The 26,772-nt window shown below is 46.5% G+C and carries 20 protein-coding genes; 9 read left to right on the forward strand and 11 right to left on the reverse strand.

All coding sequences use genetic code 11. The annotated features are described in order from the left end of the window. Positions 1 to 100 precede the first annotated feature (100 nt). Positions 101 to 313, forward strand: coding sequence for an immunity 17 family protein (locus MHH25_RS06990; RefSeq protein WP_047842001.1), 213 nt, complete (start codon positions 101 to 103; stop codon positions 311 to 313). Positions 314 to 566: 253 nt separating this feature from the next. Here the strand turns inward: MHH25_RS06990 and MHH25_RS06995 are convergent, their stop codons facing one another. Further along, positions 567 to 3,155, reverse strand: coding sequence for a glycine betaine ABC transporter substrate-binding protein (locus tag MHH25_RS06995; protein WP_340019577.1), 2,589 nt, complete (start codon positions 3,153 to 3,155; stop codon positions 567 to 569). Next, complete coding sequence (locus tag MHH25_RS07000) at positions 3,121 to 4,350, reverse strand: glycine betaine/L-proline ABC transporter ATP-binding protein (RefSeq protein WP_036611218.1); 1,230 nt, start codon at positions 4,348 to 4,350, stop codon at positions 3,121 to 3,123. Before MHH25_RS07000 ends, MHH25_RS06995 begins: the two co-directional genes overlap by 35 nt. Before the next feature lie 501 nt (positions 4,351 to 4,851). On the opposite strand from MHH25_RS07000, the gene MHH25_RS07005 reads away from it, so the two are divergent. Further along, on the forward strand, positions 4,852 to 5,427 hold the full coding sequence (locus MHH25_RS07005; protein WP_036611216.1) for a transcriptional regulator: 576 nt from the start codon (positions 4,852 to 4,854) through the stop codon (positions 5,425 to 5,427). 127 nt (positions 5,428 to 5,554) lie between these two features. Here the strand turns inward: MHH25_RS07005 and MHH25_RS07010 are convergent, their stop codons facing one another. Together MHH25_RS07010 and MHH25_RS07015 are read right to left on the reverse strand one after the other, a co-directional pair. Beyond that, on the reverse strand, positions 5,555 to 7,186 hold the full coding sequence (locus MHH25_RS07010) for a helix-turn-helix domain-containing protein (RefSeq protein ID WP_340019578.1): 1,632 nt from the start codon (positions 7,184 to 7,186) through the stop codon (positions 5,555 to 5,557). 186 nt (positions 7,187 to 7,372) lie between these two features. Further along, positions 7,373 to 8,659 carry a DUF5050 domain-containing protein gene (locus tag MHH25_RS07015; protein WP_340019579.1) on the reverse strand — a complete coding sequence of 429 codons (1,287 nt, stop codon included), beginning with the start codon at positions 8,657 to 8,659 and terminating at the stop codon, positions 7,373 to 7,375. A 242-nt stretch (positions 8,660 to 8,901) separates the two neighbouring features. Here MHH25_RS07015 and MHH25_RS07020 point away from each other — a divergent pair, with 242 nt between their 5' ends. Further along, on the forward strand, positions 8,902 to 9,915 hold the full coding sequence (locus MHH25_RS07020) for a Gfo/Idh/MocA family oxidoreductase (protein ID WP_340019580.1): 1,014 nt from the start codon (positions 8,902 to 8,904) through the stop codon (positions 9,913 to 9,915). 32 nt (positions 9,916 to 9,947) lie between these two features. Beyond that, complete coding sequence (locus MHH25_RS07025) at positions 9,948 to 10,934, forward strand: Gfo/Idh/MocA family oxidoreductase (RefSeq protein ID WP_340020463.1); 987 nt, start codon at positions 9,948 to 9,950, stop codon at positions 10,932 to 10,934. A 3-nt stretch (positions 10,935 to 10,937) separates the two neighbouring features. Here the strand turns inward: MHH25_RS07025 and MHH25_RS07030 are convergent, their stop codons facing one another. The 3 genes from MHH25_RS07030 to MHH25_RS07040 form a co-directional block, all read right to left on the reverse strand. Beyond that, positions 10,938 to 11,732 carry a MurR/RpiR family transcriptional regulator gene (locus MHH25_RS07030; protein ID WP_340019581.1) on the reverse strand — a complete coding sequence of 265 codons (795 nt, stop codon included), beginning with the start codon at positions 11,730 to 11,732 and terminating at the stop codon, positions 10,938 to 10,940. A gap of 137 nt (positions 11,733 to 11,869) precedes the next feature. Continuing rightward, positions 11,870 to 12,703, reverse strand: a complete 834-nt coding sequence (locus tag MHH25_RS07035; protein ID WP_340019582.1) for an ABC transporter permease subunit — start codon at positions 12,701 to 12,703, stop codon at positions 11,870 to 11,872. Beyond that, positions 12,696 to 13,601 (reverse strand): ABC transporter ATP-binding protein, encoded by a 906-nt coding sequence (locus tag MHH25_RS07040; RefSeq protein ID WP_340019583.1) that lies wholly within the window; start codon positions 13,599 to 13,601, stop codon positions 12,696 to 12,698. The genes MHH25_RS07035 and MHH25_RS07040 overlap by 8 nt, the downstream gene beginning before the upstream one ends. A gap of 446 nt (positions 13,602 to 14,047) precedes the next feature. Here MHH25_RS07040 and MHH25_RS07045 point away from each other — a divergent pair, with 446 nt between their 5' ends. Then, a complete protein-coding gene (locus tag MHH25_RS07045) occupies positions 14,048 to 15,883 on the forward strand; it encodes an HSP90 family protein (protein WP_340019584.1) in 1,836 nt (611 codons plus the stop codon). Then, a complete protein-coding gene (locus MHH25_RS07050) occupies positions 15,883 to 16,932 on the forward strand; it encodes a hypothetical protein (RefSeq protein WP_340019585.1) in 1,050 nt (349 codons plus the stop codon). The genes MHH25_RS07045 and MHH25_RS07050 overlap by 1 nt, the downstream gene beginning before the upstream one ends. Before the next feature lie 153 nt (positions 16,933 to 17,085). On the opposite strand, the gene MHH25_RS07055 is transcribed toward MHH25_RS07050, so the two are convergent. The 4 genes from MHH25_RS07055 to MHH25_RS07070 all read right to left on the reverse strand — a co-directional run bounded on the left by MHH25_RS07055 (position 17,086) and on the right by MHH25_RS07070 (position 21,750). Beyond that, a complete protein-coding gene (locus tag MHH25_RS07055) occupies positions 17,086 to 19,293 on the reverse strand; it encodes a serine hydrolase (protein WP_340019586.1) in 2,208 nt (735 codons plus the stop codon). Between the two features lie 50 nt (positions 19,294 to 19,343). Further along, positions 19,344 to 20,114 carry a DUF3169 family protein gene (locus tag MHH25_RS07060; RefSeq protein WP_076251515.1) on the reverse strand — a complete coding sequence of 257 codons (771 nt, stop codon included), beginning with the start codon at positions 20,112 to 20,114 and terminating at the stop codon, positions 19,344 to 19,346. 1 nt (position 20,115) lies between these two features. Further along, positions 20,116 to 20,325 (reverse strand): helix-turn-helix transcriptional regulator, encoded by a 210-nt coding sequence (locus MHH25_RS07065; RefSeq protein ID WP_017690042.1) that lies wholly within the window; start codon positions 20,323 to 20,325, stop codon positions 20,116 to 20,118. A 174-nt stretch (positions 20,326 to 20,499) separates the two neighbouring features. Further along, positions 20,500 to 21,750, reverse strand: a complete 1,251-nt coding sequence (locus MHH25_RS07070; protein WP_340019587.1) for an MFS transporter — start codon at positions 21,748 to 21,750, stop codon at positions 20,500 to 20,502. 123 nt (positions 21,751 to 21,873) lie between these two features. On the opposite strand from MHH25_RS07070, the gene MHH25_RS07075 reads away from it, so the two are divergent. From MHH25_RS07075 to alr, 3 genes are all read left to right on the forward strand, one after another. Beyond that, positions 21,874 to 23,757, forward strand: a complete 1,884-nt coding sequence (locus tag MHH25_RS07075; protein ID WP_340019588.1) for an ABC transporter substrate-binding protein — start codon at positions 21,874 to 21,876, stop codon at positions 23,755 to 23,757. 163 nt (positions 23,758 to 23,920) lie between these two features. Continuing rightward, positions 23,921 to 25,117, forward strand: coding sequence for a DUF4367 domain-containing protein (locus MHH25_RS07080; protein WP_340019589.1), 1,197 nt, complete (start codon positions 23,921 to 23,923; stop codon positions 25,115 to 25,117). Positions 25,118 to 25,511: 394 nt separating this feature from the next. After that, positions 25,512 to 26,699: an alanine racemase gene (alr, locus tag MHH25_RS07085; protein WP_340019590.1), complete on the forward strand. Its 1,188-nt coding sequence runs from the start codon at positions 25,512 to 25,514 to the stop codon at positions 26,697 to 26,699. The last annotated feature ends 73 nt before the right edge of the window (positions 26,700 to 26,772 follow it).

Consider the following 26,772-nt stretch of genomic DNA (forward strand, 5'->3'; position numbering starts at 1 on the left):
AGACTCCCATCTGCAAGCTGTTTTTTTCTAATTTATGCCTGTTAATTTTCACCAAGTGAAGGTATAGTAGACAGGATTATATTGAAGGAGTGTTGACGTAATGCAAGATCAACCCGTTTTAATCGCACTATTTGCCATAGCGGCAGGAATTTTTAGTTTACTCGGAGGTATCAACAATTGGGATTGGTTTATGAAGAGTTTCAGAGCAGGAATTTTTGTGAAGACTATTGGACGGCAGGGCGCAAGGGTGGTATATGGTATTCTAGGTGTCGTCATGATTGTCATTGGTGTACTACTGTTACTGATCGGATAGTTATTGGGAAATAAACGAACTCACTAAGTGTCATCTACATACGATGTTCATGAGCGAAGGCAAAGTAAGAGGATATGTGAGAAGAGTCAAATGGAAAAAGCGTTTGAATGCTTAAAGTAGCAGTATGCAGTAAGACCAGGATAGAATATCAAATCAAATAGCATGCCTGAAAAAAACATAGCCATAACAAAAAGACCACCGAAATTTTTCGGTGGTCTTTTAACAAATTCAGGTTTATCCATCTCAATCTGGTTTAATTATCTTTTAAGTCTTCAACGGAGTTGATATCCATGTACGTTGGAACAACCAGACCTTGTTTAACTCCTGTCATGCTGACAGCGATATCTTCAATCTTGTTTCCATATGTCTTCCAGTAGTCCCCATGTGTAAGCGGGAGCCATACGGCTGGAGAAGCATCGATATCACCTGCTGCCAAGCCTGCCCACATGGGGCCAGCTTCGACTTGCAGTGCTTTGACTGTGTAACCCAGATCCGTCTCAAGCACATACTTCATCAGGTTGGTACTCGCAATTTCAGAGTCCCATGCAACATAACCGAGACGTAAATTGTCACCTTTAACCGGGGTTAACCCCTTGGTCCATTCTTCAATTTGGTCCGGATGTTTTTCCGCATAAGTCTTGGCAGCTTCTTCAGGCGAAACGCCCTTTTGAATGTCTACCATGATTTCACTCATTTGATCTGCAGTCCAATTAAAACGAGAGAAGAACTCATAGGCAACGGGATGATCTTCCTTGATTCCCTTACGTCCAACCGTGTGAACTTCCTCTGCATCGCCGAAAATTAAGTCGGGATCATCCAAATACTTCAGATCATACTGATTGAACATCCAGTGTGGAGTCCAACCCGTAACGATGATGGGTTCTTCATTTTTATAAGCTTTGTCCAACGATGCAGTCATTGCTGCTCCGGAGCCTTCAATCAGATTCCAGTTAGACAATTCATAATGTTTAATGGCGTTTGCTGTGGCCTTCATCAGACCTGCACCCGGGTCAATACCAACAATCTGGTGATTAACCTCTTCGCCCACATTAGCACTTGCCGATGGAGTGGAAGAAGCGGCACCTGTCTCCAGATCTGCAATCGAGTTTACTTCAGTCATGTACTTAGGAACCACGAGGCCTGTACGTACACCTGTCATATTAGCCCCCAGATCGTCCACCTGGTCTTTGTAACGTTCCCAGTAGTCTGCGTGTGTCAATGGCAGCCAAGCTGCTGGAGAGGCATCTACGTCGCCTGAGGCAACACCCGTCCACATTGGTCCGGCTTCCACTTGCAGAGCGTTAACTTTATAACCCAATTTGTTTTCCATCACATATTTTAGCAAGTTCGTACTTGCGATTTCGGAATCCCAAGCCACATAGCTGAGTTTGAATGCATCACCGTTCACTGGAGTCAGACCTTTGGTCCACTCAGCAATCTGATCGGCATGTTTCTCAGCATAAGCTTTAGCTGCTTCTTCTGCGGATGTGCCATCTTGGATAGCAGTCATCATTTCACCCATTTCATCCGATGTCCATTGGAAACGGGACAGGAATTCAAACGCAACAGGGTGATCTTCTTTCAGACCTTTACGGGCGATGGTGTGAATTTCTTCAGCATCACCGAAAGATTTTTCTGGATCTTCCAGATATTTCAGATCATATTTGTTGAACATCCAGTGCGGAGTCCAACCTGTAATAATGATTGGATCTTCATTTTTGATCGCTTTGTCCAGCGTGGCCGTCATGGCTGCACCAGAGCCTTCAATCAGAGTCCAGTCAGTTAATTTATAGTCTTCGATCGCTTTTGCAGCAGACTTCATGATACCAGCCCCTGGATCGATACCAATAATCTGATAGTTCACTTCTTGACCTACAGCATTGGCTGCTGAATTGTTGCCACCAGCCGAAGTTGTGCCACCAACGAAGTATTGTGAGAAACCAGCTACAAGCACAAGGAATGTTGCCGCAGCAGTGATCCATGCTTTTTGCTTGGCTGTAATGCGTGAGGTCTTTTTGCGACCTGGCATAAATACATTTTGTGTAAAACGGTCCAGTACAATCGCGAGTACAACAACGGCCAGACCGGCTTCGAAACCTTTACCGATTTGAAGCTGTGTTACAGCACGATAGACTTCCGCACCAATACCTTGTGCACCAATCATGGATGCAATAACAACCATGGACAGTGATAGCATGATGGTCTGGTTAATACCGGACATCACGGTAGGCAAAGCGAGTGGAAGCTGTACTTTGAACAACTTTTGCATGGAAGTTGAGCCGAATGCATCAGCTGCTTCAACCAATTCGCCAGATACCTGTCTGATACCGAGGTGAGTCAGACGAATCGTTGGCGGAATGGCAAATATAACAGAAGCGATAACACCTGGAACGACACCTAGACTAAAGAATGTGACCGCAGGCAGCAAGTAGACAAATGCAGGCATCGTCTGCATGAAGTCAAGCAGCGGTGTAATGATACGCGCCGCAGTTTTACTGTATGCGAGCCAGATTCCGACAGGTACACCAAGCAGGATCGAAACCAATCCTGAAGTGATAACCAGGCCGAGTGTGTCCATCGATTGGGACCAGTATCCCAAGTTATCTACGAGCAAGAACCCGATAACCGTAAATAGTGTCAGTGGGAGTCGTCCTACGAGGAACGCAAGAACACCCAATATGGCAATGAACAGGAGTGGATGGGGCAGCATGAACAGCCCGGAGAAGAATCCAACTACTGCCTGAATAACAATAGAGATTACATTAAACAATCCGGAGAGCGAGGAGCTCATCCAGTCAACGATGGATTCAATCCACGATGCTAGTGGTATTTTGGGAATCATTCTCAAGTTCCTCCTTTACTGCAACTTCACCGCTAAGTGCACCCAGCAGGGCACCGCGGACGATAACACCTTGCAGACGGCCATTCTCACCAACAACAGCGAGCGGCACATGGGCAGAACTTACAATCTCAAACAATTCATGAATCAGGGTCTCAGGCGACACTGTCGGCCCGTCCGTGATCAGAATGTCATTTAATACTTTATTTTCGCGCATTGCACGGGTTGCATCTTCTGCAGTAATGACACCAAGTAGCTTCTTCGAACGGTCAATGACAAACAGATTAGAGACACCATTTTCGCGCATGAGTTCGAGGGCTACCCGAGGACCGCGGTCAAGTGTGATTGTCTCAGGGCGACGCATGACGTGAGCGGCAGTGAGGACCTTGGACAGATCCACGTCTTCGACGAAGCGGGCCACATATGAGTTGGCCGGTTGAATCATGATTTCTTCCGGTGTACCGATCTGCACAACTGCGCCGTCTTTCATGAGGGCAATACGATCGCCGATGCGCAGCGCTTCGTCCAAGTCATGGGTAATGAAAATGATGGTCTTTTTCATTTTATCCTGAAGCTCGATCAACTCGTCTTGCATATCACGGCGAATCAATGGATCAAGTGCACTGAAGGCTTCATCCATCAGTAGTACTTCCGGGTCATTGGCAAGTGCACGCGCCAAGCCGACACGTTGCTGCATCCCGCCACTGAGTTCATCTGGCATTTTGTCTTCCCAGCCCTTAAGGCCAACCAGCTCAAGTGAGGTTTTTGCCTTCTCCCGGCGTACTTCCTTATCTACTTTTTGTATTTCCAATCCATACTCCACATTATCAAGAACGGTACGGTGCGGGAACAACGCAAACTTCTGGAAGACCATGCTAATCGTTTTCCGGCGCACTTCGCGCAATTGTTCTTTGTTCATCTTGCGTAGATCCTTACCATGGACCAGAATTTCTCCGGATGTTGGTTCAATCAGACGATTGAACATCCGAACCAGTGTGGATTTACCACTCCCGGACAGTCCCATAATAACGAAAATCTCGCCTTCCTTAATGTCCATGTTGACCCGGTTGACACCAACCGTTATCTGTTTTTCTTTGGCCAACTTTTCTTTACCCCAACCTTGCTCCAGTAATTGCAGACCTTGCTCGGTTTGGGGTCCAAACAATTTACTCACGTTTTTCACTTCAAGTATGGTCATGTTTTCACCCCTTCTGATGTGTTGTGCACTTCGAACGGCTTTCAGCATCCATAAGCCCATACACTTATGCGCCCAGCCACGAAATCCGGTAATTGTTGCTTCGCTTCCCGTCTTTCTGGGTAACGTTTTTAAGTCTAACAATACTTAACCAGTATATCAACCGAATAAACAGTACATAATGTTTGTACAGTAAAAACTGTACAAAGTTTTTCGTCCAAATACTCCGTCATTCTCCTTATTCTGGCTAATAAGGCAGCTTTACATTTGACATTGCTTTTCCTACAATAGAAAATGAGCTGAATTGAAGCTGAATTTTTTGGTTAAAAGATAGTCATAGGCAATTGTAGCCTGGTAAAGTTCCCATTTTCATACATTGGGTGAATGAAAGCCCTCTGGCATATATGATGTCCGGCCGAGTGCTTTCCCATGTAAGCAGGACTTTTAAAGTGTTGCAATTATTTCGCCAAAGACTGTGGAATGTTCAGAATGGAGGTTGCAAGCATGGGCTTGGACCATTTACAAGAGGAACAGCAGGCAACCGTGCTGAAGATTCGTAAGCGCGTCATTGAAGCCATTGGACGTAATATGGATCTTTACGGCGTTACGCTGTCGACGGGACACTTATATGGATTGCTATTTTTTGCAGACAAACCAATGACCCTTGACGATATGGGACGGGAAATGGAAATGAGCAAAACGAGTATGAGTACAGGTGTACGAACACTGCTGGATCTGAAAATGGTAAATAAAGTGTGGAGCAAGGGCTCCAGAAAAGACCTATATGAAGTGGAATACGACTGGCATCAGACGTTTACGGATTATTTTGCGATTAAATGGAGAAAAGCCGTGGAGAGTAACCTTCAGATTCTACGCAAATCAATTGAAGAACTGAATCGGTTAGTCGAAGGTCTGGATGAGCAGGCAGACGCTGAACTTATCCACATTCTGATGGAAGACAAACACAAAGTTTTGCAAGCGGAAGCATATTACAAATGGTTGGATCGGTTGATTGATACCATGGAAAATGAAGAGATATACAAGCTTGTTCCGAAGGAAGAGATTAAGGAACATTCATAATTACATGCAAAGGGCCCTTTCCGTTATAGGAGAGGGCCCTTTGGCCTGTGCAATATCTTACTGAATTATAATGAAGGAACACGATGTAAAAGATAATCTTGCCCATCGTATCGACCTATGTTCACATCTAATGTCCGATCAGACCTGCCTGAGGAAAGACTACAGACTGCTGAGTAATCTGTTCCAGTTCGTTCAGAATCTGCAACCGGCCACCCGGGGTCCAGCATAACCGTTGCCAGTTCGAAATATCGTGAACGTTACCATACAATACAGCAGGAGATCGATTCCATGATGCCGTTTGTTTCATGCGTCGGAACACCTTTTCACTGACAGGCTGAAGCGAAGCACGATGGATCAACAGGTAATCCGTGTCCAGCACGGGAATACTATCCGCTACATACTCATTTCTGGAACTTTCGGGAGATACAAGCTGAGCAGGCTGAAGTCCCAATTCAGCATACAACAAGTGATTTAATGGATGCTCGCCAGTTCCTTGTAAGCGAATGAACTGATTCGTAACCTCCATCAGAGCCAACCGTTTTTGTCCGAAATAGGATTGCAGGTTCAGGCTTGCTTCAAGCTTACGAAACTCAAGTTCTTTGAAATTCAGCAACGCTTGTTTCTCACGTCCGACCAGTTCGGCTATGCGAATATGGTTCTCTTTCCAGTCATCAGTGGACTCCAAGATGATGGTAGGTGCAATACTTTTCAGGCGATCATAATAGGGCTTGTGGTAAAAGTCACCGATGATCAAGTCTGGCTTTGCCTGCCGAAGTTGATCGAATTGTCTGGTTAATCGGCGTTCTTGTTCATATTCATCCGATTCTCGGTCAAACACACCTTCACCTTCCAGCACAGCTACCGGGCGCAGTCCAAGCGAGGCCAAGTTCTCATGGAATCCCATAATGGATGCTGTAGCTACGAGAAGTTGATCTCTTTTCATATATATGCTGGGAGCAATCCCCAAGGTTTGTTTGAATTTGCGGCTAAAATAATACTCATTACCATAGCCGACAGATACCGCGACGTCTTTGAGGATACAGGATTCCTCTGTCAGCTGTTTTTTGGCTTCGTTTATACGTAAACGATTCAGGTAATCGGTCGGTGACATGCCTTTGGCCTTCTTGAAACTGCGTGAATAAGAGCTGGGGGTGAGTCCAGCAATCTTGGCAAGCTGATCCATGCTGATTCCTTCACTCATGTAACGTCGCATATACATAATGCTGCGTTCCAAGGCAGGATCCACTTTCTCATGATTGGCTTCCAGCCTGTTCTCTGAGAGAAATTGCAACAGCTCATGCAGCTGGCTATGTATGCTGATAAAGTGATCCGGTTGAAGACCGCGATAGGTTTCATACAGTTGTTCCAAACGTAATACAGCCTGCTGCTCATGACGAACCAGCAACCTGCCTGTCTCCCAATCCAGCGGGAAGGCAGGTGAAGAGGTCATTTTCCATTCACCGCGCACTTGCTGCAAACAAACCGTATCCATGCTTAGTAATATACATTCGGTCACATTCGAGCGTGCAGCGGCCTCAATGGTTGTTCCTGGCTTCAGTACAAACAAGCTGCCCGCTTGCGCCGTGTAGACTGTATCATTCAGGACCAGAACACCGTCTCCTTGCAAAATAAGACAGAGCATGGGCCGTGACACCGTCTTGCCTTGCACACGGAAATTCTCCCCTCGACGCACACGGCACATGGAGGAGAGGAGCGGTAGAGATGAGGTTTCAGCAATGAAGGGAAACTGTTCAGTCATACGGACCATCCTTTTGTCTTATTTTCTTAATGATAACAATTATCATTCTCATATGGAAGATGTTTTTGAAAAATAGTTTTCGACAACCAAAAAAGGACTACCAAGCGCCGTTATGGCTGCATGGTAATCCTTTTTGTTATGGACAAGTCCGTTGAATGGGCTATACGCCTGAATCAACATGATATGTTAGTACGGTGTCACCAATAGAATATTGTCGAGGAAAACGTCACTCATTACTTTTTTCCCTGTTCCACCCGTTTGCACGTGATACAAGCGATATTGATCTTTGGCATTGATGTAGAAGAGGCCCGCAACATCATCTCTGATATGGAATGCATCCCATTCGTCCCCGGTAAGTTTCGTTACCTTGAGAGCTGTATTGACCGAATAGAGTCCGTTGTTGCCCGAGATGTATGCTGCCGTAGATGTACCATTGGTCAATTGATTCGCCACATACGTTACATTTGTCAGGTTCAGGTTGGCAGACTTGGTCACTTTGTTGCCCGAGACCGTTTTGGCATAAGCCTTTTTGTCTGCATCAATAAGGACAACCTTGTCTGTACCTAAGGCACTTACTTCACGAACGCTTTTGTTATGAAGCTGAAGTGTTTTGGCTGAATTTGTTAACGCAAACGCTTTGCCTTTGGCATAATTGTAATCCTTATTGCTGTCTAGAACGATTCCTTTGTTATACACGTAAAGATTGTTTCCCCAACCACCGGAATATACAGCATTCACATCCAGTTTGGCTTTGGGATTAACAGCGGTCGCCTTACCAGTGTTGTAATTCACCTTATACATGACAACAGCATTGGTGGAGTAGAAATCCTCGTACGGGTCTGTATTTACCATCAGTTGCAGTTCGTTTTTGGCTTGATTCGTAAAATAACGTCCTTCCACTGCGCCTGCGGCAATCCGCTGCACAGCTCCAGCACCGTTGGACGTTTTGGACACGATCCACGTGTTTCCATTAACCAACGCATTATAGTAGGCACGCCCTTTGGTTACCAAGAGGAATGGGAAGTCGGTATCAGCCTTGTCAGCAATCTTGGTGACAGATGAAGCGTCACTATTGCCATTCGCACGATAAATGGTACCTGTAGCATCCAGATAATAGATGAATCCGTTATCCGTATAATAGCTGAGTACATCTGTAGCAAAGGTCTCTGCCGCATCGCTGGACCCGTCATTTGGAACCCGAAGCAATGTTGTGGAAGAAGCAGTCTGCGTGTAGTAGAGATAAGAGCCTGCCGCGTGCAAGTCCACACCTTGGAAATCAATTAATACTTCTGTTGTATTGCTGCCATCCGCGGATACTTTGTATAAAACTCCGTCGGACTCATAATACACTGTGGATTGGCTGAGTGAAGCTGCCTCGGCTGCGGTTCCACCTCCCAATGTCACTGCTGCAATGAGTGTAAATAACAGCAATGCACAGATGGTGCGTTGTACGTATGTATACCCTGATTTCATTCGTTCATCGTCCCCTTCGTTCTTCTATATGTATGTCGTTAATTCCTTATGTTATATCGGTAAACTATGGAAGATATGTTAGATCTCAAACATGAAAAAAAGAAGAAATGAAATTGAATTTCATAGTCATTCAAACCTGAAATCAAATTGCGCATGATGCTGCCAATCCCGTCCCAAAGCATTCTCCGCCTGACTTGATCGTGATAACATTACACTCAACCAGAGCAGAGGAGTGAGCGATCATGGTAATGAATGTGGCGATCATCGGATTTGGGAATGCAGTGGTGAATTATCATTTGCCTTATCTGGACAAAAAAGAAAACATCAAGGTGAAGACGATATACCGTCGCGAGGAAGATCGGGTTGGCGATACAGAGCGTGAATTACTTTATCCCGAGATTACTTTTACTACGAGTATCGAAGACATATTGCAGGATGATGAGATTGAATTGATTGTTGTCGCTACCCATGTGGATAGTCATGTAGAGTACGCCAAGCTGGCATTGGAACACGGGAAACATGTACTGGTGGAGAAACCTTTTGCCTCCACTTCTGCGGCAGCCAAAGATATTTTTGAACTAGCCAATCGTAAAAATCTCATCGCCATGGCAAATCAAAATCGCAGATTTGATGGTGACTTTCTGACATTGAAGAAAGTGATTGAGAGCGGCAAACTGGGGAATATTGTTGAAATCCAGTCCCACTATGATTATTTTCACCCACAGTATGCGAGAAGTGAATTTGGATTGATGCATGGCTTGGCCGTGCATACGATCGATCAGTTAATCTCCATCTATGGCGTAGCTGACCGTATTGATTATGATGTTCGGAGTTTGATCGCGCCGGGTGAATCCGATGATTATATCGATATTGATTTTCGTTATGGACGAATGAAGGCCACGATTAAGTGCAGTCTGCTTGTGAAGATCGAACATCCAAAATTCATGGTACACGGGGATCGAGGGAGCTTTGTTAAATATAGCAGTGGGCATCAAACGAAAAATGGAGATGGACGAACCAGGGTATCCATTGAAGCTGAACCGGAGAATAACTGGAGTACGATTAGTTATGTGGACGATGAGGGAATATCACATACGGAGAAAGTTCCTTCGGAAGCGACAGACTATGGCATTTTATATGATCAACTGCTTCAAGCCATTCGACATAACGGTGATAAACCGGTCAAGGATGAAGAGGTTTTATATGTATTGGATATTTTACATGACGGAATCGAAGCAGCGAAGAGAGCCAACTGACAAACAACCAACGACAGGAGCGAAACGATATGATGAATATAGCAACGATTGGTACAGGGTCCATTGTGGATGCCATTTTATCTGCGATCAATGAACTGGAAGATGTTACGTGTACAGCGACGTACTCCCGTAAGAGAGAGACAGCACAGGAGCTTGCGGGTAAGTATGGGGTAAGTACAATCTATACGGACCTGGAATCCCTATTTTCAGATACAAATGTAGATCTCGTATATATTGCTTCACCAAACAGCATGCATTACGAACAGGCCTTTCAGGCACTTCAACATGGCAAACATGTCGTCTGCGAAAAACCGTTCACGTCCACGCTTCAGGAAGCAGAAACGCTGATTGCACTTGCAAAAGAAAAGAATCTGTTGCTGTTTGAAGCCATCTCCAACATTCATCTGCCCAATATTAAAGTCATACAGGAGCAACTACCAAAGCTTGGTCCGATCAAACTCATCCAGTGTAACTACAGTCAATACTCGCGCAAATACAATGATCTGCTTGCAGGGGAAACGCCGAACGTATTCAATCCACAATTCTCTGGTGGAGCGCTGATGGATATCAATATTTATAATCTGCATCTGGTCATGAATCTGTTTGGCAGTCCGAATACCGTATCGTATACCGCGAACAAGCATGCAAACGGCATTGATACGTCAGGTGTAGTGGTTCTTAAGTATCCGGAGTTTATTGCGGAATGTGTAGGTGCCAAAGACACAAACAGCATGAACTTTGTGCTTATTCAGGGCGAGAAAGGTTATCTTCAGGTTGTGGGAGGAGCAAACGGTTGCCGTGAGATCAAGCTTCAGATCGGGAATGAGCCTGCTGAGGCGTATAATGCGCAGACCAAATCCAATTGGCTGTACTATGAGTGGGAAGCGTTCAGGGACATCCATGCAAATGGGGATCACAAACGGTGTTACGAACTGCTCGAACACAGCCAGTCTGTGATGAGTGTACTCATGAGTGCGCGTAAGGATGCCGGAATCGTATTTGCAGCGGATAAGTGTTAATCGTTAATACGTATCGCTAATGCTCCCCATGTACAACATGTCGAAAATGTAGAGTACCGAGACCATCGAAGACATTTTGGATAGCCTTAATTGTTCATTGTATCCGTAAGCCAGCAGCGTTTCATCACAGTGTCTGGACAGGGTTGAATGGTTGTTGCCCGTGACCGCGATGACTTTCATCTGTTTGTTGCTCAGCACTTTGGCAGCTTCAATCATGGATTGATTCTCACCTGTGTGCGAGATAACAAAAGACAACGTCAGGCTGTTGGGATTCATCGTGTTCAAGTAATGCATGTTGGGACTATTATGAGCAATCGCAGATATGCCGAGTTCATTCCACTTGGCACAAGCCTGCTGAGCCAGATAATAATTCATATCACTGCCATAGATATCGATACGTCCGGATTCTTTGACCCAGTTCGCGATTCGTAGCAAAACAGGAGCGTTTAACATCCGGCGCGTATCATCTAGCGCCTGCTGATACAGGTAAGGAACTGAGTCGATGGTAGCCAGCACGTTGCCTTGTTCTGCAATTGCATGATCCTGCGTCTGCAACGCGGAAGGTATCTGTTGATATTCAAGAGCAAGTTTTAACTGAAAGTCTGGGTACCCCTTGGTACCCAGCTTTTTGCATAAGCGAACAATGGTGGATGAGCTTGTATAGGTCTGCTGAGCCAGTTCATGGGCTGTAGAATCAAATACAACTTCGGGATTGCTTAGGATATAGTCCACAATATGCTTCTCCTGTGCCGTTAATTGTGAAGCATATTTTAATTTTTGAAGTAGTTTGGATTCCATACAGTTGTTCCATTCCTCTCTATAAATCATCCCATAGCATATATCTCCACATCATAACCTGCGTATATTTATTTCTCAATCTGTATAGCGGAGCGACAGTGTAGTTTGTTGAATTTCGTCGCTACACTCCACATCATTCAGATCTGACTTTCCACCAGTTGCTGACGACTATTCCACGACGTGACCAGACGAAGAAGAACCACACTTATGAGCAGGAGCACTGCTCCAATCATGACTAACATCCAAGGACCAATCAGCAGCATGCCACTGGCTTGACCAGCGACTAAGGCGATGAGGGGAAGGACAATTAATCCGCCGAGTTGATAGGCTTCCTGGAACCCACGGACCTTGGCCGAGATCAGGACGTTTAATAAAATGACCATAAGACTGCAAGCGGGAACAACCCACACGACAAGTATTATCCAGTTCAGATTGGGAAACATCAACGTTCCAAACATGGGGTACATCAGAATATTGGCAATGATTCCGTAGATCAGGAAAGTAACCCAGGATAATAAAATGGAAGGGATCAGGGCAGCTAGCACTTTACCTTTAAAAAGAGTCTCCATGCTGATCGGTGTGAATAACAACCCTTCCAGCGTCTTACGTTCCTTCTCACCAGCGAAGCTATTGGCCGTCAGAATACTGGAGGCCATCACCGGAATGATGAGAAACAAGGGAGCGAACATATACATGGCCAAGTAATAGACAATACGATGATTATCTGTAGGCATGGAAGCAAGCTGAGGAATCTGTCCACCATGGGTTAACGCATCCAATGATTCGAGTAGAAAGCTGATGTTGCCCAGAGAACGAAGCTCCATTCTGGAGGCCGCCCACAGGAGGGCAGAGGGCATAATGATTCCGATAATCAGTGGAACAATCAACATGGGCAACCAGAGCTGAACGCTGGCTGTGACGGACCGGATATCTTTACGTACCAGTGCACGTATGGCTTGGTGGTTATTCATGGTGATGTGCCTCCCTTATGGCAAAATAGATACTTTCCAGATCACTGCCCGTGATGCGGGCCTGATAGACTTGACCATGCTCCGTTAATTGCCTTAGCAGTAATGGAATATCTTCACGCGATGTAAGCTGAAATACTGCTTGATGTGCGGAGATTATTTCAGGTGTGTAGTCGGTTGCTGTGTGCCATCCTTCGGGCATGTCGGCTTCTACTTCGAGCTTCGGAGTGGACAGGTACCGGCTAACAATCTCCTGTTCCGTGCCTTCCTCAACGATGCGCCCCTTTTCCATGAAAATATAATGATCACAGACGGCTGACAACTGGGACAGCACATGGGATGAGACCAGGATTGTCATCTTTTCTTCCTTATTTAACTGACGGATAAAGCGCAGAACCATCTGAATTCCATCCGGATCCAGGCCATTGGTGGGCTCATCCAGAAACAGGATGGAAGGACGGTGCAAGAGTACTCGTGCAAGGCCCAAGCGTTTCTTCATGCCTGTGCTATAGGTGCCGACTTTTCGATGCTGATAATCCTGCAACTCGAACAGATTTACAAGCTCGTCGATTCGTTTCTTGGCATGCTTCAGGCCAAAAACATCTGCGAAGAAAGTCAGATTGTCACTCCCGCTCATATTTTCATATAATCCACTTTGCTCGGTAAGAGTGCCACACATGGCCAGTACTTTCTCCGCCTCACGAGCGGCGTCCAATCCGTTAATGGTTACCTGTCCACCGGAAGCGCCTAAGACACCATTCATGATACGGATCAGTGTGGTTTTGCCTGAACCGTTGGGTCCAATCAACCCGGTGACACTGCCTTGTTTAACTGTGAAACTGACATCATGCAGTGCTTGATGCACCTTGAATTGCTTGGATATGTTGCGTACTTCGATCATGTATATTCACCGTCCGATCTGAGTTTGGAGATTATACGTGTGGTAGGCTGATATCGTTCAAATGGACGACAAAAAAGATCTATTCCTCCTTCAATAGTCCCGAATGTAAGATGCACATTTACCCTGAAGTCTGTCTGAAATCGGGTCTAAGGTTTGTTTTCACTCTGCCTTGTAACATGTATCCTTATTTTAGGGTAGAACATCCGTTTCATTGCTATTCATAACGTGGTAATGAAAGATAAGGCCTTACGTCTCATGAATGCCTGAAATATGCATATAACGCCGGTCTTGGTTATCCAGGGCCGGCTTGACGTGATGTTTTGGCGTGCCTGTCACGGGGAACGTCTGTTTCTAACGATTACATAATGAATTCGTCTAACACATCCATATGAATACATCGTATGGGTGCATATTGTGTATTGGACGTAGAGGAAGGTGAGTGAGTCATGACAGCATCCAATGAATATCGTTTTCAAGTGAACCTGAGCGGGATGATCCAGATTTTATCCAACCATCTATATAGCAGTCCTAAAGTGTTCTTGCGCGAACTGATGCAGAATGCGACGGATGCGATTACCGCACGAACGGAGGCGGAGCCAGGGTATCAGGGTGAAGTGCGTGTTGAACTGACGGAAACAGGTGAGCAATTGACCATGATGGTGGAGGACAACGGCATCGGCTTGACTGAAGCTGACATCCATGAATTCCTGGCGATGATTGGACAATCCTCGAAGAGGGGGCAGCAAGCGCTGCTGGATGGAGAGACTTCCTTTATCGGGCGTTTCGGGATCGGGTTGTTATCCTGTTTTATGGTGAGTCACGAAATTGTCATGCTGACGCAATCCGCGAAGGGCGGCCCTTCGATGGAGTGGCGGGGCAAGCCGGATGGCACCTATACGATTCGACAGTTGGACACACAGCTGTCCCCGGGGACCAAAGTATATCTGCGTTGCACACCGGACGCGGCGCACTACTTTGAACCAGAGTATGTGAAAGAAGCTCTGTTCTATTACGGAGCATTATTGCCGTATCCGGTCACGCTGTATCATGACGGCGTGCAACATGTGGTGAATAGCGAGACACCGATCTGGCTGATGGACCCTGCACTCGCATGTTCACGCAGAGCGGAGGTATTGGCTTTTGGTGAACGTCTGCTTGGTGAGCAGTTCCAAGACTTCATTCCGTTGACGACAGCTTCAGGCCGTACCGGAGGTATTGCTTTTGTACTGCCACACGCGGTTAATCTGAATGCCAAGCGTTCTCACCGGGTTTACCTGAAGCGAATGCTGATTTCGGAGAAGGCTGAGAACATTTTGCCAGAGTGGGCTTTCTTCGTGAAATGTCTGATCTGGACAGATGAGCTTCAACCGACGGCATCACGGGAACATTTCTATGAAAATGAGAAGCTGGAGGAAGTTCGCTCCGAACTCGGAGACGCACTTCGCAAGGGACTGGCCGACATGGCTGAGAGCCAGACGGAACGGCTTCAGAAGCTGATTCGTCTGCATGCTCTGTCCATGAAGGCATTGGCTGTGCAGGATCAAGCATTCTACGCGATGATTCATCGCTGGTTGCCATTTGAGAGTACGAGGGGGCACCGTGAACTGGGTGAGCTAATCGATGAAGGAGAGACATTGTATTTCACGTCCTCTGTTGATGAGTACCGTCAGATTCATCATGTAGCTTCCGCACAATCGATGCTGGTAATTAACGGTGGTTATATCTATGACAGCGATTTGATAGCGATACTGCCGATGACCGTGCACAACGTACACACGGAGCGGCTACAGCCGGATCAGGTCTCGATGAGTTTCACCGATGTGCCACCTGCTGAGCGTAATCAGTATTATGATGCCTTGCGACTGGCCGATTCTGCCTTACAGCGCTTCCGTTGTCGGGCTGAGGTGAAAGGTTTTAAACCTTCGGATCTGCCGGTGTTGTTCACGCTGTCTCAGGAATCCTCAACACTTCGTGCGCTTGAAAAAGCAAGCGAGGAGAGCACGGAATTGTTCTCGTCTGTTCTGGGTTCATTATCTTCTAACATGAGTTCAGCAGGGTACTCAACCTTGTATTTGAACGTGAGTAATCCGATCATTCAGCGGGTACTGACATCACCGGATGACCAGATGACACCGATTGCCATCGAAATGTTATACGTCAATGCACTGATGATGGGGCATTATGCCATGAGCAAGCAGGAGCTTGAAGTGTTAAATCAGGGCATTGTTCGTTTTATTGATTGGGGTTTACGTGCAAATACAGATCGTAAGGGGGAAGCCTGATGAAGACAGAGATGGATTTTGAAGAACTGATGGACGAAGCCTATGGTTTGCCCAATGGTCCGGCGAAGCTTGGTATGCTGGAGGAAGCGGCAAGAGTTGCCGATGTGAACGGCATGGAGGAAGAGGCATATGAAGCAAGATCGGAGATTGTGGAGACAGCAACATTCTGTGGTTATCCAATGAAAGCACTGATTGCTTTTTCCTGGCAGTTGGGCAAGTTCGACCAACAGCCCGAAGAATATGATGAAGAAACGTTAATGTGGTCGTACAAATGGATATTGGGCAAGATGCCCGACTTTCCGGAAATATCACGCGAGAAGATCCTGGAGCTGTTGGAGGATTTCGGACGGCGCTTCAAGTCCTACGGTTACAGCGAACGCTCCTACTGGTATTATCGGTTCCGGATCTTTATGGATTTTGGGGAGCTGGAGGAAGCGGGACGCAGTTATGATCGATTCAGAACGATGGATCGTGACTTTATGAGTGACTGCGAAGCCTGTGAGCAGGATGAGATTATGCGATATTTCTTGTTAAAAGGAGACGATGAGAAGGTGTTGGTGGCGGCACAGCCTATCCTGAAAGGGCGTATGAGCTGTGCGGAGATTCCCCATCTGACTTTATCTGAAATTTTGATGCCGCTATATCGACTGGGACGGACTGCGGAAGCAGATAAACATCAGACCAAGGGATATCGCCTGATCAAAGGCCAGAACGATTTTGTGCAGAGTTTTGCGGAGCAGATGGATTATCTCGCACGTACGAACCCGGCAAAAGGCATAGATGTGCTGGAGGAAACACTGGTGTTTGCTGCTGATCATGAAGATCCTTACGCCAAAATGTTGTTTTATGCCAGAGCGGCATCGTTGCTTCGCCGCTGGGCGGAAGAATCTCCAGAATACCGATTGCGTTTGCCAGCATCCTTCCCGTATGAAGGTGATCCAGGCGACCTGCTCAAGTTGGCCGATTACTTTGCGGAGCATGCTCAGACCGCTGCAGCCAAGTTTGATCAGCGCAACGGGAACCTCCATGTAACTTCGTTGATTGAATAGAGACGGATATAACTTAGTGACAGATTGCTATAATAAGTTATGAAAAGTAACGAAACAGGCTTGTTCGAGAAGGATTGTATCCTTCTGAACAAGCCTGTTTTTTTCTTGCATCATAAGCATGATCAATCTAATCGGTATGAAGATGTTTTATTTTTATTGTGCTGAAGTCACAGAAGGGACCGGCGCTGGTACAGGAACCGGCGCAGTTTCAGATGTCTCATCTGCAGGCTCAGCTCCTTCAGCAGGTTCTGCTTGTGGCTGCTGAGCAGCCATCAGTTCAGCGACGATTTGATCTGTTGGTTGGGTAAGCAGCGCATACATGATCGCAGCCTCTTCCTGACGAATCAGAGGTTTGCGGGAAAGGAAATCAACAGAACCATCCTCCATTACCTTCACCTCGGGTCCATGGATACCAAGCTTCGCCATCATCTGAATGGCTGGTACAGCCCATGCATCTGTGTGCCCCGCAAGTTTCACATCATTGAACAGTTCGCTAGGATATTGCAGTTGCATAATTCTCCACATCATGACCATTGCTTCCTGTCGGATAATCACTTGATCCGGCTTAAACTGCTGTTCGTCCGTGCCAGTAATCATACCCAACTCATATCCGAGTTGAATATATCCGGCCGCTGTATGGTCTGCCCAGTCGGTGTCAGCAGGAGGCGTAGTTTTGCTGGGCTTCAATCCACTCAGTTTAAGGGTGTTCTCAATAAATTCAGCTCGTGTCACACCTGTTTTTGGTTGGAAAGACTTGTTGCCATCATTCTCATAATATCCAAGAGATTGTATGGCATAGATGGCTTCGGCATAAGGACTGTTCTCACGAACATCCCGGAAGCCCATAGGCTTTTGACCTTTTTTCTCATAACCCATAGGGTTGAGGTAAGGTTCTTTCATGTATGTGGTTCCATCTGCATATTCTTTGAATGCTGTGAATTGACCAGTCAATTCATCTTTGAAGAGATTATCTTCCACCTGAATCAGGTTGCGTTGACCCAGGAATACATCGTTAATGCTCAGTTGTCCTGGCTTATCCCCGCCACCTTTCAAGGAACTTACAATCGTGCTAAGTCGAAGATCTGCGTACAATCCGGTGAAGCGTTGCAGCTCAGCTGCGGATTGCGGCGTGTATTCCTTGAACTGTACAGGCTCTGCATATTCCGGGAAGAAGCTCTGGATGAATGCAGGGTAGAACAGGTTACGAAGTGCTCCATTTTGATTATACGTCAGGAAAACGCCTGTATTTTGCTCGGGAATAAGGAAGAGATAAGAGCTGAATCCGGTCAGGTCGCCTCCTTTTGTAATAACTTTTGGACTACTTCCTGCTCCGGGAAGCTGAAATGCAGCTTCGAATCCATACGTCGTGTTTGGTAACAGTGGATGAATGGAAGAACGGTACTGTTCCATACTTTTTACCGTGGATTCCTTGAAAATTCGCTTGTTGTCCTTCACGCCATCATTCAGGAACGCAATCATGAACTTCCCGATGTCCTCAGCGGTAGACAACATGCCACCTTGAGGCATTGGTGTTGGAGAGATGGTGTACAGATCAAGCGGATTGTGTGCCGCATCATAGCCCGTGGCCAGCTGCTTTTGGAACTTTTTGTCCAGCATGAAACTGCTATTATCCATTCCTAGCGGTTTGAAGATATGTTGTTGCATGTAGGATTCAAAGGGCTCGCCGCTTACATTCTCAACAATCATGCCAAGCAGCAAAAACGAGAAATTATCGTACATATAGGCACTACCAGGCTCGCGAACGACAGGAGGCATGTGTTGCTTAGCGTAATCCTCCATCGCTATGTACTTGTCGAAATCAGTATGGATGTCTTCCTGCTGCGGATCACGAATCTCGAATCCGGTCGTGTGTGTGAGCAGGTTCTCCACAGTTACAGGTTTGTCAAAAGGATTATCGAATTCGAGCCCTTTCACATAGGTCTGAAAATCAGCTTGCAGATCAACCTTGCCTTGCTCCACTAGCTGCATTACAGCAGCTGACGTGAACGTTTTGGATACAGAGGCTACACGGAAGGCCGTATTTTTCGGATCGATCGCTGTTTTACTCTCCACATCGGAGAAGCCATATCCTTTTTCCGCCAGAACTTTGCCATCCTTCACAACAACAACGGAGGCTCCCACATAATGGGGTTTTGCCTCAGGTGAATCGAAGAATGAATCCAGAAAAGCTGTAGCCGATTCAGTTGTCAGCGCTTTCGTCTTTCCTTGTTCAGCAGCTACTGGAGTCGCGGTCTCCGCCTGAACTGCGGGTACCCACAGACTGAGAGACAGAACCGCAGCCATAAAAGCTCCTGTTAGGGAGGTGAACCTGAAACGGGTCTTTCGTTTGGATAAATGCATGCAAACACTCCTTTATGAAAATATTTACAAAATAGTTACCTACTCATGTATTACTGATTACTCGCACGATAGGTTTCACGATAATAGATTCCAATGTTGGCAATCCAGATCACAGAGAGCATCACAATTGGGAATGGAGCAAAGGTAAAGAGCATCGAATATAGAACCATAGAGACCATTCCAACACCAAGAAGTACATTCATCATCTGAAAAGAACGATAGGCTGCGCGATAGACAATCCATTTCTCGCCTTCATCCAGCTTCTCAAAATGATCTTTCTTCATATTGCGCGAGTTCAGATCCAGAGTGCGTTCAGGATAATAACGGTTGTATCGCTTCACAGTCAGAGTTTGCACGACCACAACGATGATAATAGAGATACACGAAGCAACAAAATTCAAGAGGTTGAACAGTTCTGGAGAATTCGGCATGGTTCGGTTGGATGCATACAAGGACAAGGCAAGTGCTGCCCAGGTAAACGTAAGAATAACGCTGAATCCGCTGAGGATCATCGCTTTTCCGAGGGAGCGCTCTGCGGGAGAGATGAGTGAATCGGAATCTCCATAAGCATCATCTTCCATGGGAGGGACAGATGGCGTGCGGGAGAGACTGAAAATGTTCCACACCGTCATAACTACCACAAGAGCCGCCAGTATTGCGAATAAAAGATCATAGTCATAATACACGGACAGCGTCCAGTTCAAGTCAGAAGGGAGTTTACTCACTCCGCTAGCGCCGAGAAAACCAACTACAGCGCCACCGGCTGCATACAAGGGAAGACGCAACCGCTTTTTAATGGACGAGGATGATGAATTTTTCATTTTAATCTCCACCTTTCAGTTCAAAGATTTTTTCGACAGGTTCACGAAATACATGTGCTATTTTTAGTGCCAGAACGACCGACGGAGAGTAATCTCCACGCTCAATCAGGGCAATGGTTTGACGGGATGCACCAATGAGTTTGGCCAGTTCTGCTTGGGATAGCCGGTCTCTTGCTCGTAACTCCCGAACGTGATTGTGTAATTCTTCCACTTGCTCACCTCCATGAACCTAATGTACATGATATTTGACTAAATGTAAACTATAATATACAAAATGTTAAAGATAATTTACTTCTAAACGTTGATCATGGACATGAAAAAGAGAGCCTGCTGGGCTCCCTAGGATTTTTATTTTGTTGTCGGAAAAGTTGCCAGAAAAGTGAAATCAAGATGCATCTGCACACGGCAGATGTTGATTCTGTTCCTCTGCCTTCCGAAGTAACATTCGGAAAAAGATGAGCGCTCCAAGCCCCATCAGGATATACAGACCAGCCATCGCATAGGAGGGCAGAAAGGCTCCAATGGTTAACCCGAGACTGCCGAGGAGGGCAGCGGCGTTGTAACTCAACCCGTCAGCAGCCATATAGGCAGCACGGTCCGAATCTGGAATCATGCCCGCGAGCATGACCTGACGAACAGGGGCGTACATCAATTCTCCAATGGTTAGCAATATAGCGGATGAGATGAGTAACCAGGCCCAGTTGCTGAAAGCAAGTACGGTGAAACCTGCGGTATAGAGGAGCATACCAACAGTCATAATAGATCGGGACTGGAAGCGACCTATCCATCTGGAGAATGGAATGGCAACCAAAGCGACCATAACGGTGTTAATGACCATGATAAGGCTGAACATATGCAGACCTGAGATATCTGAGCCGAACAGTTGGGCGGTGAATTCATTTTTTAGACGAACAGCGATGTATTTATCCAATTGAAATTCCAGGGAGACTGCAAGTACAGTAGCCGTGAAAAATATCATGAAACGTTTGTCCTGAAAGACCGCCCAGTACGTTTTCAGTATGTTCCTCTGGATGGGAGCATCGCCATAACCTAATTCACGTTTATCCATTGTTTCACGAATCATAAAGATCAAAATAAACAGGGTGGCTAGGCTTTCAAGGCATACCAGACTGAACAATAGGAAACGAAATGATTCGAAAAATAGCCCGCCCATCAGTGCACCAAAAGTTACAGCAACGTTTGTTGTCCAATATTGCAATCCATATACATAATGACGTTCATGTTCACTGCTCACGTCGACAATCATGGCATTAGCAATCGGCACGGTGATCCCTGAACTGAGACTGCTGAGCAGAAACATGAGACAAGTGACAATGATCGAATCCATCCACGGCGAATTGGCGATGGCCAAGCAAAATAGAGCCACTACCTGCAGAGTTTGTGCAATCACCATCAATTTCTTCCGTCCAATCCGGTCAGACCAATATCCTGCCCACAATCCCACAATCATGGAAGCCACAATATTGACCGTCAGCAATAACCCCGCCAAACCTGCGCCAATCTGAATACTCAGATAGATCGCCATGAATGGAATGATGGACTTCTGGGTCAGATCGGTGAAAAAATCAGTAATGATACGTATCCTGATGTTCGGGTGCAAATCGGCGTATTTCATAAGTCGTTTTTCTTCCTTCCCACTGGTCATGTTGATGTTACTGAGTATAATGGAGGAAAACCTGAAGAAAAACTGTAGAAGCATCCGGATGGATTTCGTATTTTAGCAGAAGGTAGGGCATATATGGACGTATCAGAACATTACATTCAACTGCGATTAAACTTTCCACATGTGCATGATGAACAAGAATTATATACAACAGTAGGTGAACTTGCCGATCTATTATGTTGTACCATGCGCAATATGAACCTCATTATGAACAAATTCAAGGAGAATGGATGGGTCAGGTGGAACCCGCAGCGCGGAAGAGGCAAAAAATCGATGCTGGTATTTTGTGTCCCGTTGCTTGAAGTGGCGCGTGAACGATTTGACCATCTCCTGGATGGGAACAGGATGGAGGACGCCTATGAACTGGCCGCCACCTTACCAATTACGATGAGAGAACATCTGATGCAGCAAATGCAGCATCAATTTGGTCTGCGTTCGAATGGAGGGGACAGAGGACGAGTGGATACATTGCGGATTCCACGGAATATCCCTTTTAAGACATTGGATCCCACGCAGACGGCCATGTGGGGAGAAGTTTTTATTGTTGAGGAGGTTTTTGATCGTTTGGTTCGTTATAATGCTGAACACCAGGTCTGTGAACCGAGTCTGGCTGTGGCATGGGGGAGTCATTCAGAGGGGAGCGAATGGACTTTTTATCTTCACAAAGGTATACCATTTCATCATGGCAGAATAATGGATTCAGAGGACGTGAAGTTTACCTTTGATCGCATTATCTCTGACAAGAGTAACCCGTGCAGGCCTCTGTTTGGATCTATTGAGCGCATAGAGACGTTGGACGAATTGACTGTACGTTTTGTGTTAAACAAGCCTAACTTCATGTTCCCGGATCTGATGAGCAGTATGTCTGCATCGATCTTGCCGAGAGATGTGGAGATGAATCCGCTCCATCCGATTGGAACAGGACCTTATCGGTTGACACGTCATGATTCCAAGCTGCTTGTGTTGGAAGTATTCCCTTCCTACTTCCAAGGTCGAGCCTATATTGACCGCGTTGAAATATGGCAACTTCCCCATTCTGGGAGGGTGGAGTCCGTCATCAAGCATAATATATTTCCGGATGCGGAGCCTCGTGCCGTGCAGCATGAGATGCAGGGTGGCATGTATATGACGTTTAATATGCAAAAGGAAGGGCCGCAGCATGATGTGAATTTTCGCCGGGCTGTTCAACAGCTATTGAATGCGCAGGAGTTGTCGCAAGCGCTCGGAAGCACGAACACGCAGGCTGCTTATAGTCTGATTCGAGGACGAGTACAGCAACCTTTAAAGGTGGGTTCAGATCAAGGGGAGCCATGGAAACAGCAATCGGAACAAATAGAATGTTCGGTCACACCTGTATCTGACCTTTCCATGGAGACCTCACTGGCGCGGGCCTCAGCATTATTGCGTCATAGCTCTTATCAAGGGCAGAGTTTAAGCCTGTGGGTGGAAGAAGGCGAGAAGATGGAGGCAGATATGGTCTGGTTTGCAGAGAGAAGTAAACAGATTGGCCTACATATCAACATTATGCAGGGAGATCCGATCCATGCAGTCTATCAAGATGGGTTCGGGGATTGTGATCTGATCTATACAGGAGAAATCTTCAATGATCATGTCGTGCTGAGTCTCGTGACGATGTACACCTTCCAGAACACGTTATTCCTGATTGCGATGAATGATCACTGGAGACATGAACTGGAACAGGAATGTGGACAAGTGGTCATGATCCAGGAAGCTGCGGAGCGGTTGAATAGATTGATTCGGCTAGAAGATCGACTGATTCAGGAGGCATTGCTTCTGCCCACATACAGCTTCAAGGAAGAACACGCCCATCATGATTCACTGAGAGATTATCGTCTTGCGGGGTATGGTCTGCCTGATCTGCGCAGATTGTGGGTGAAGAGAAGCCCTGGGGCCGCTGAAGAGGATACGAGTTATCCGGTGTATATTCCGTTGTGGTAGGACTATGCAAGCGTAGTAATGCCGTATTAACTGACTTCACCGATTGCTTGTCAAACTAGTCCGCATATATCGAACAAGTCCCTCATAACATGTACTAATCAAGTAGGGGTTCTGCTGCAAGCACAATCCTGAAGTGAAAACATGTGCTAAAGGGGATGATGTCATGCGCCGAATATCATGGATGCTTGCCATGGTATTGGTCTTATCGGCCTTACTTGCCGCCTGCGGGAAGAAGGATGCGGCAGCTGTGGTCAAAGATCTGAACGAAGTCGTAGGAGAGATGGAAAGTTACCAGGGGGCAGGCGTGATGACGCTGCATACCGGAGATACGCCGCAGCAATACAAGGTCGAGGTATGGCATCAGAAGCCTTCCTATTATCGTATTGCGTTAACGAATGCAAAAAAGGATGTAACACAGATTGTACTGCGTAACGATGAAGGCGTGTTTGTTTTGACACCGAGCCAGAACAAAAGCTTCCGTTTTCAGAGCAATTGGCCAGATAATCAAGGACAGGTATATCTCTATGAAACATTGATTCGGAGCATTACGGGGGATACAACCCGTCAGTTTGCGGATGAGAAGGAGAGCTATGTTTTTGATGTAGCTGCCAATTATAATACACATGCACTCGTCAGACAGAAGATCTGGCTGAACAAAAGTGATTACGCACCGAAACAGGTTGAGGTATCCGACTCCAATGCCAATGTGGTCGTGGATGTGAAGTTTGATTCCTTCAAATTTGGTGCTGCATTTGAGAAAGACGCCTTTGACATGCAACGTAACATGACAGCAGCTACAAAAGAGGGCGGCCAAACAGGAACGGATTCTGGTGTAACTCCTGCGGAGCAAACAGGTGAGGGCGGTAAAGAACCTGCCAATCCTCAGACTGCGCCTGAACCTGATGGAGCCGTTACTGATGGACAGTCGGGTGTAGGTGGTGACACAGAGCAGCAAGGTACAGAAGGTGCTGCAACAGGTCAGGAAGGCGAAGAGCCGACACTTGCAGAACCGGAAGGGGCAGACAGCTTCGGCGTGATTCAGCCGACTTATGCGCCGGAAGGCGTGCAGCTCAAGGACGATCAGATTCTGGAAGAAGCGGGAGACTATTCGGTTATGCTTCGTTATGAAGGAACATATAATTACACGATATTCGAAGCCAGACCACAGGATCGAGCTGTATCACTTGCTCCATCCAGTGTAGTAGATCTTGGATTCACACTGGGGATGATCAGCGGAGATGCATTGAAGACTCTGACATGGATGACAGATGGCATAGAATATCGGATCACCAGTGCCGACCTGCCTCAGAACGAAATGGCACGCATTGCAACATCGATGCAGGAAGAGTCAGGCAAATGATTTTTGAACAAATGAACGAATAGTAGCATAAACATAAGGAATGCTAAGAAGCATCGGAGACCTGTTCTCCGGTGCTTTGCTTTGATGTAAGAAAGGTATTCATTTAGCGCTGTTTTTCTTACCCGATACACTCAATAAAGCAAAATGCGCTTCTACGCTGAGGGAACCGGGTAAATAATCGATATAAGCAGATTTTGCTTGGGTGAAAAGTGGGATTTTGCCCTGCTAATCTCGCTTATCGGTCTTCTTCTGTGTTCGCATTTGTTCTTCAAAAGGCGCACCTTACATCTGTTTTTGGATGCGAAACTTCGGTTCATTTGACAGTCACATGCTGGAGCATTACGATGGAGTCTGACGTGAGCCGGATTAAGATGATTAGAGAAGGTGACTTAACGTGCAAGGACAATATCGGCCGACCCAAGCGGAGATCAATTTGGATCATTTGTGTACTAACGTAGAAGCTTTCCGCGAGGCATTGCCTCAGGGCATGAAATTCCTCGCCTGTGTGAAGGCCAATGCCTATGGACATGGAGCGGTGGAGACGGCTAGGGAACTGGAACGAGTGGGTGTGGATTACTTAAGTGTGGCTTTTCTTGACGAAGCTCTGGAACTGCGACAACATGGGATTACGATTCCAATCCTGGTACTGGGATATACGCCGCCTGAAGGGATCGCTGTTGCATGGCAACATGATGTGACCGTCACACTGTTCAGCAGGGAAGTGCTTGACGCCATTCGACATCTGGATGCGAGCACATTCGCTAACCAACTGAAGGTTCATATTAAAATCGACAGCGGCATGGGCCGATTAGGTCTGTTGCCTGGCGATGAGGCATTGGCTTTCATTCAGGAAGTAGCTTCGCTCAATCAGGTGATGCTGGAAGGTATGTTTACCCATTTTGCCAGAGCAGATGAAGAAGACAAAACCTATACACTGGAGCAGTATAGACGGTTCCAAAGCGTGGTTCATGCGCTCAGGGATCAGGGATGTTCCATCCCGATTATACATACGGCGAACAGCGCCGCTGCCATTGATACACCGGAATTGTCCTATGACATGGTACGTGTGGGAATAAGCCTGTACGGACTCTATCCTTCGGCTGAGGTGAATCATCAGGTGGTGAAGCTGTCCCCGGTATTGACGCTGAAGACAAAATCGGTTCTGGTCAAAACACTGCCACCCCATTGGGGGATCAGTTACGGAACCCGTTATTTTACGCAAGGTTACGAACGAATAGCGACCCTGCCGATCGGATATGCAGACGGATTCTCCAGAATGCTGACAGGTAAAGCAGAAGTGCTTGTACGCGGACGCCGCGTCCCTGTCGTCGGTACAATCTGCATGGATCAGTGTATGGTGTCGTTACAATCTTTCGCGGAAGAGGCGGAAGAAATTCAAGTCGGCGAAGAGGTTGTCCTCATCGGTCATCAGTCTGGTGGCGTAATAACCGCAGACGAGGTGGCATCTCAGCTCGGTACGATTGCTTATGAAGTGATCTGCATGATGGCGCACCGCATTCCACGGGTCTATACCCGTGAGGGAGCAGTAGTCGCCAGAATCAATCCACTTTTGACATCCTGACAGGTAAACTGGACGTCATTCCCAATAAACTTTTTTTCAGAACAGAAGGAAAACTGTCGGAGCATCTCGAATT

The organism is Paenibacillus sp. FSL H3-0457 (assembly GCF_037981725.1).
Classification (GTDB): Bacteria; Bacillota; Bacilli; order Paenibacillales; family Paenibacillaceae; genus Paenibacillus; species Paenibacillus amylolyticus.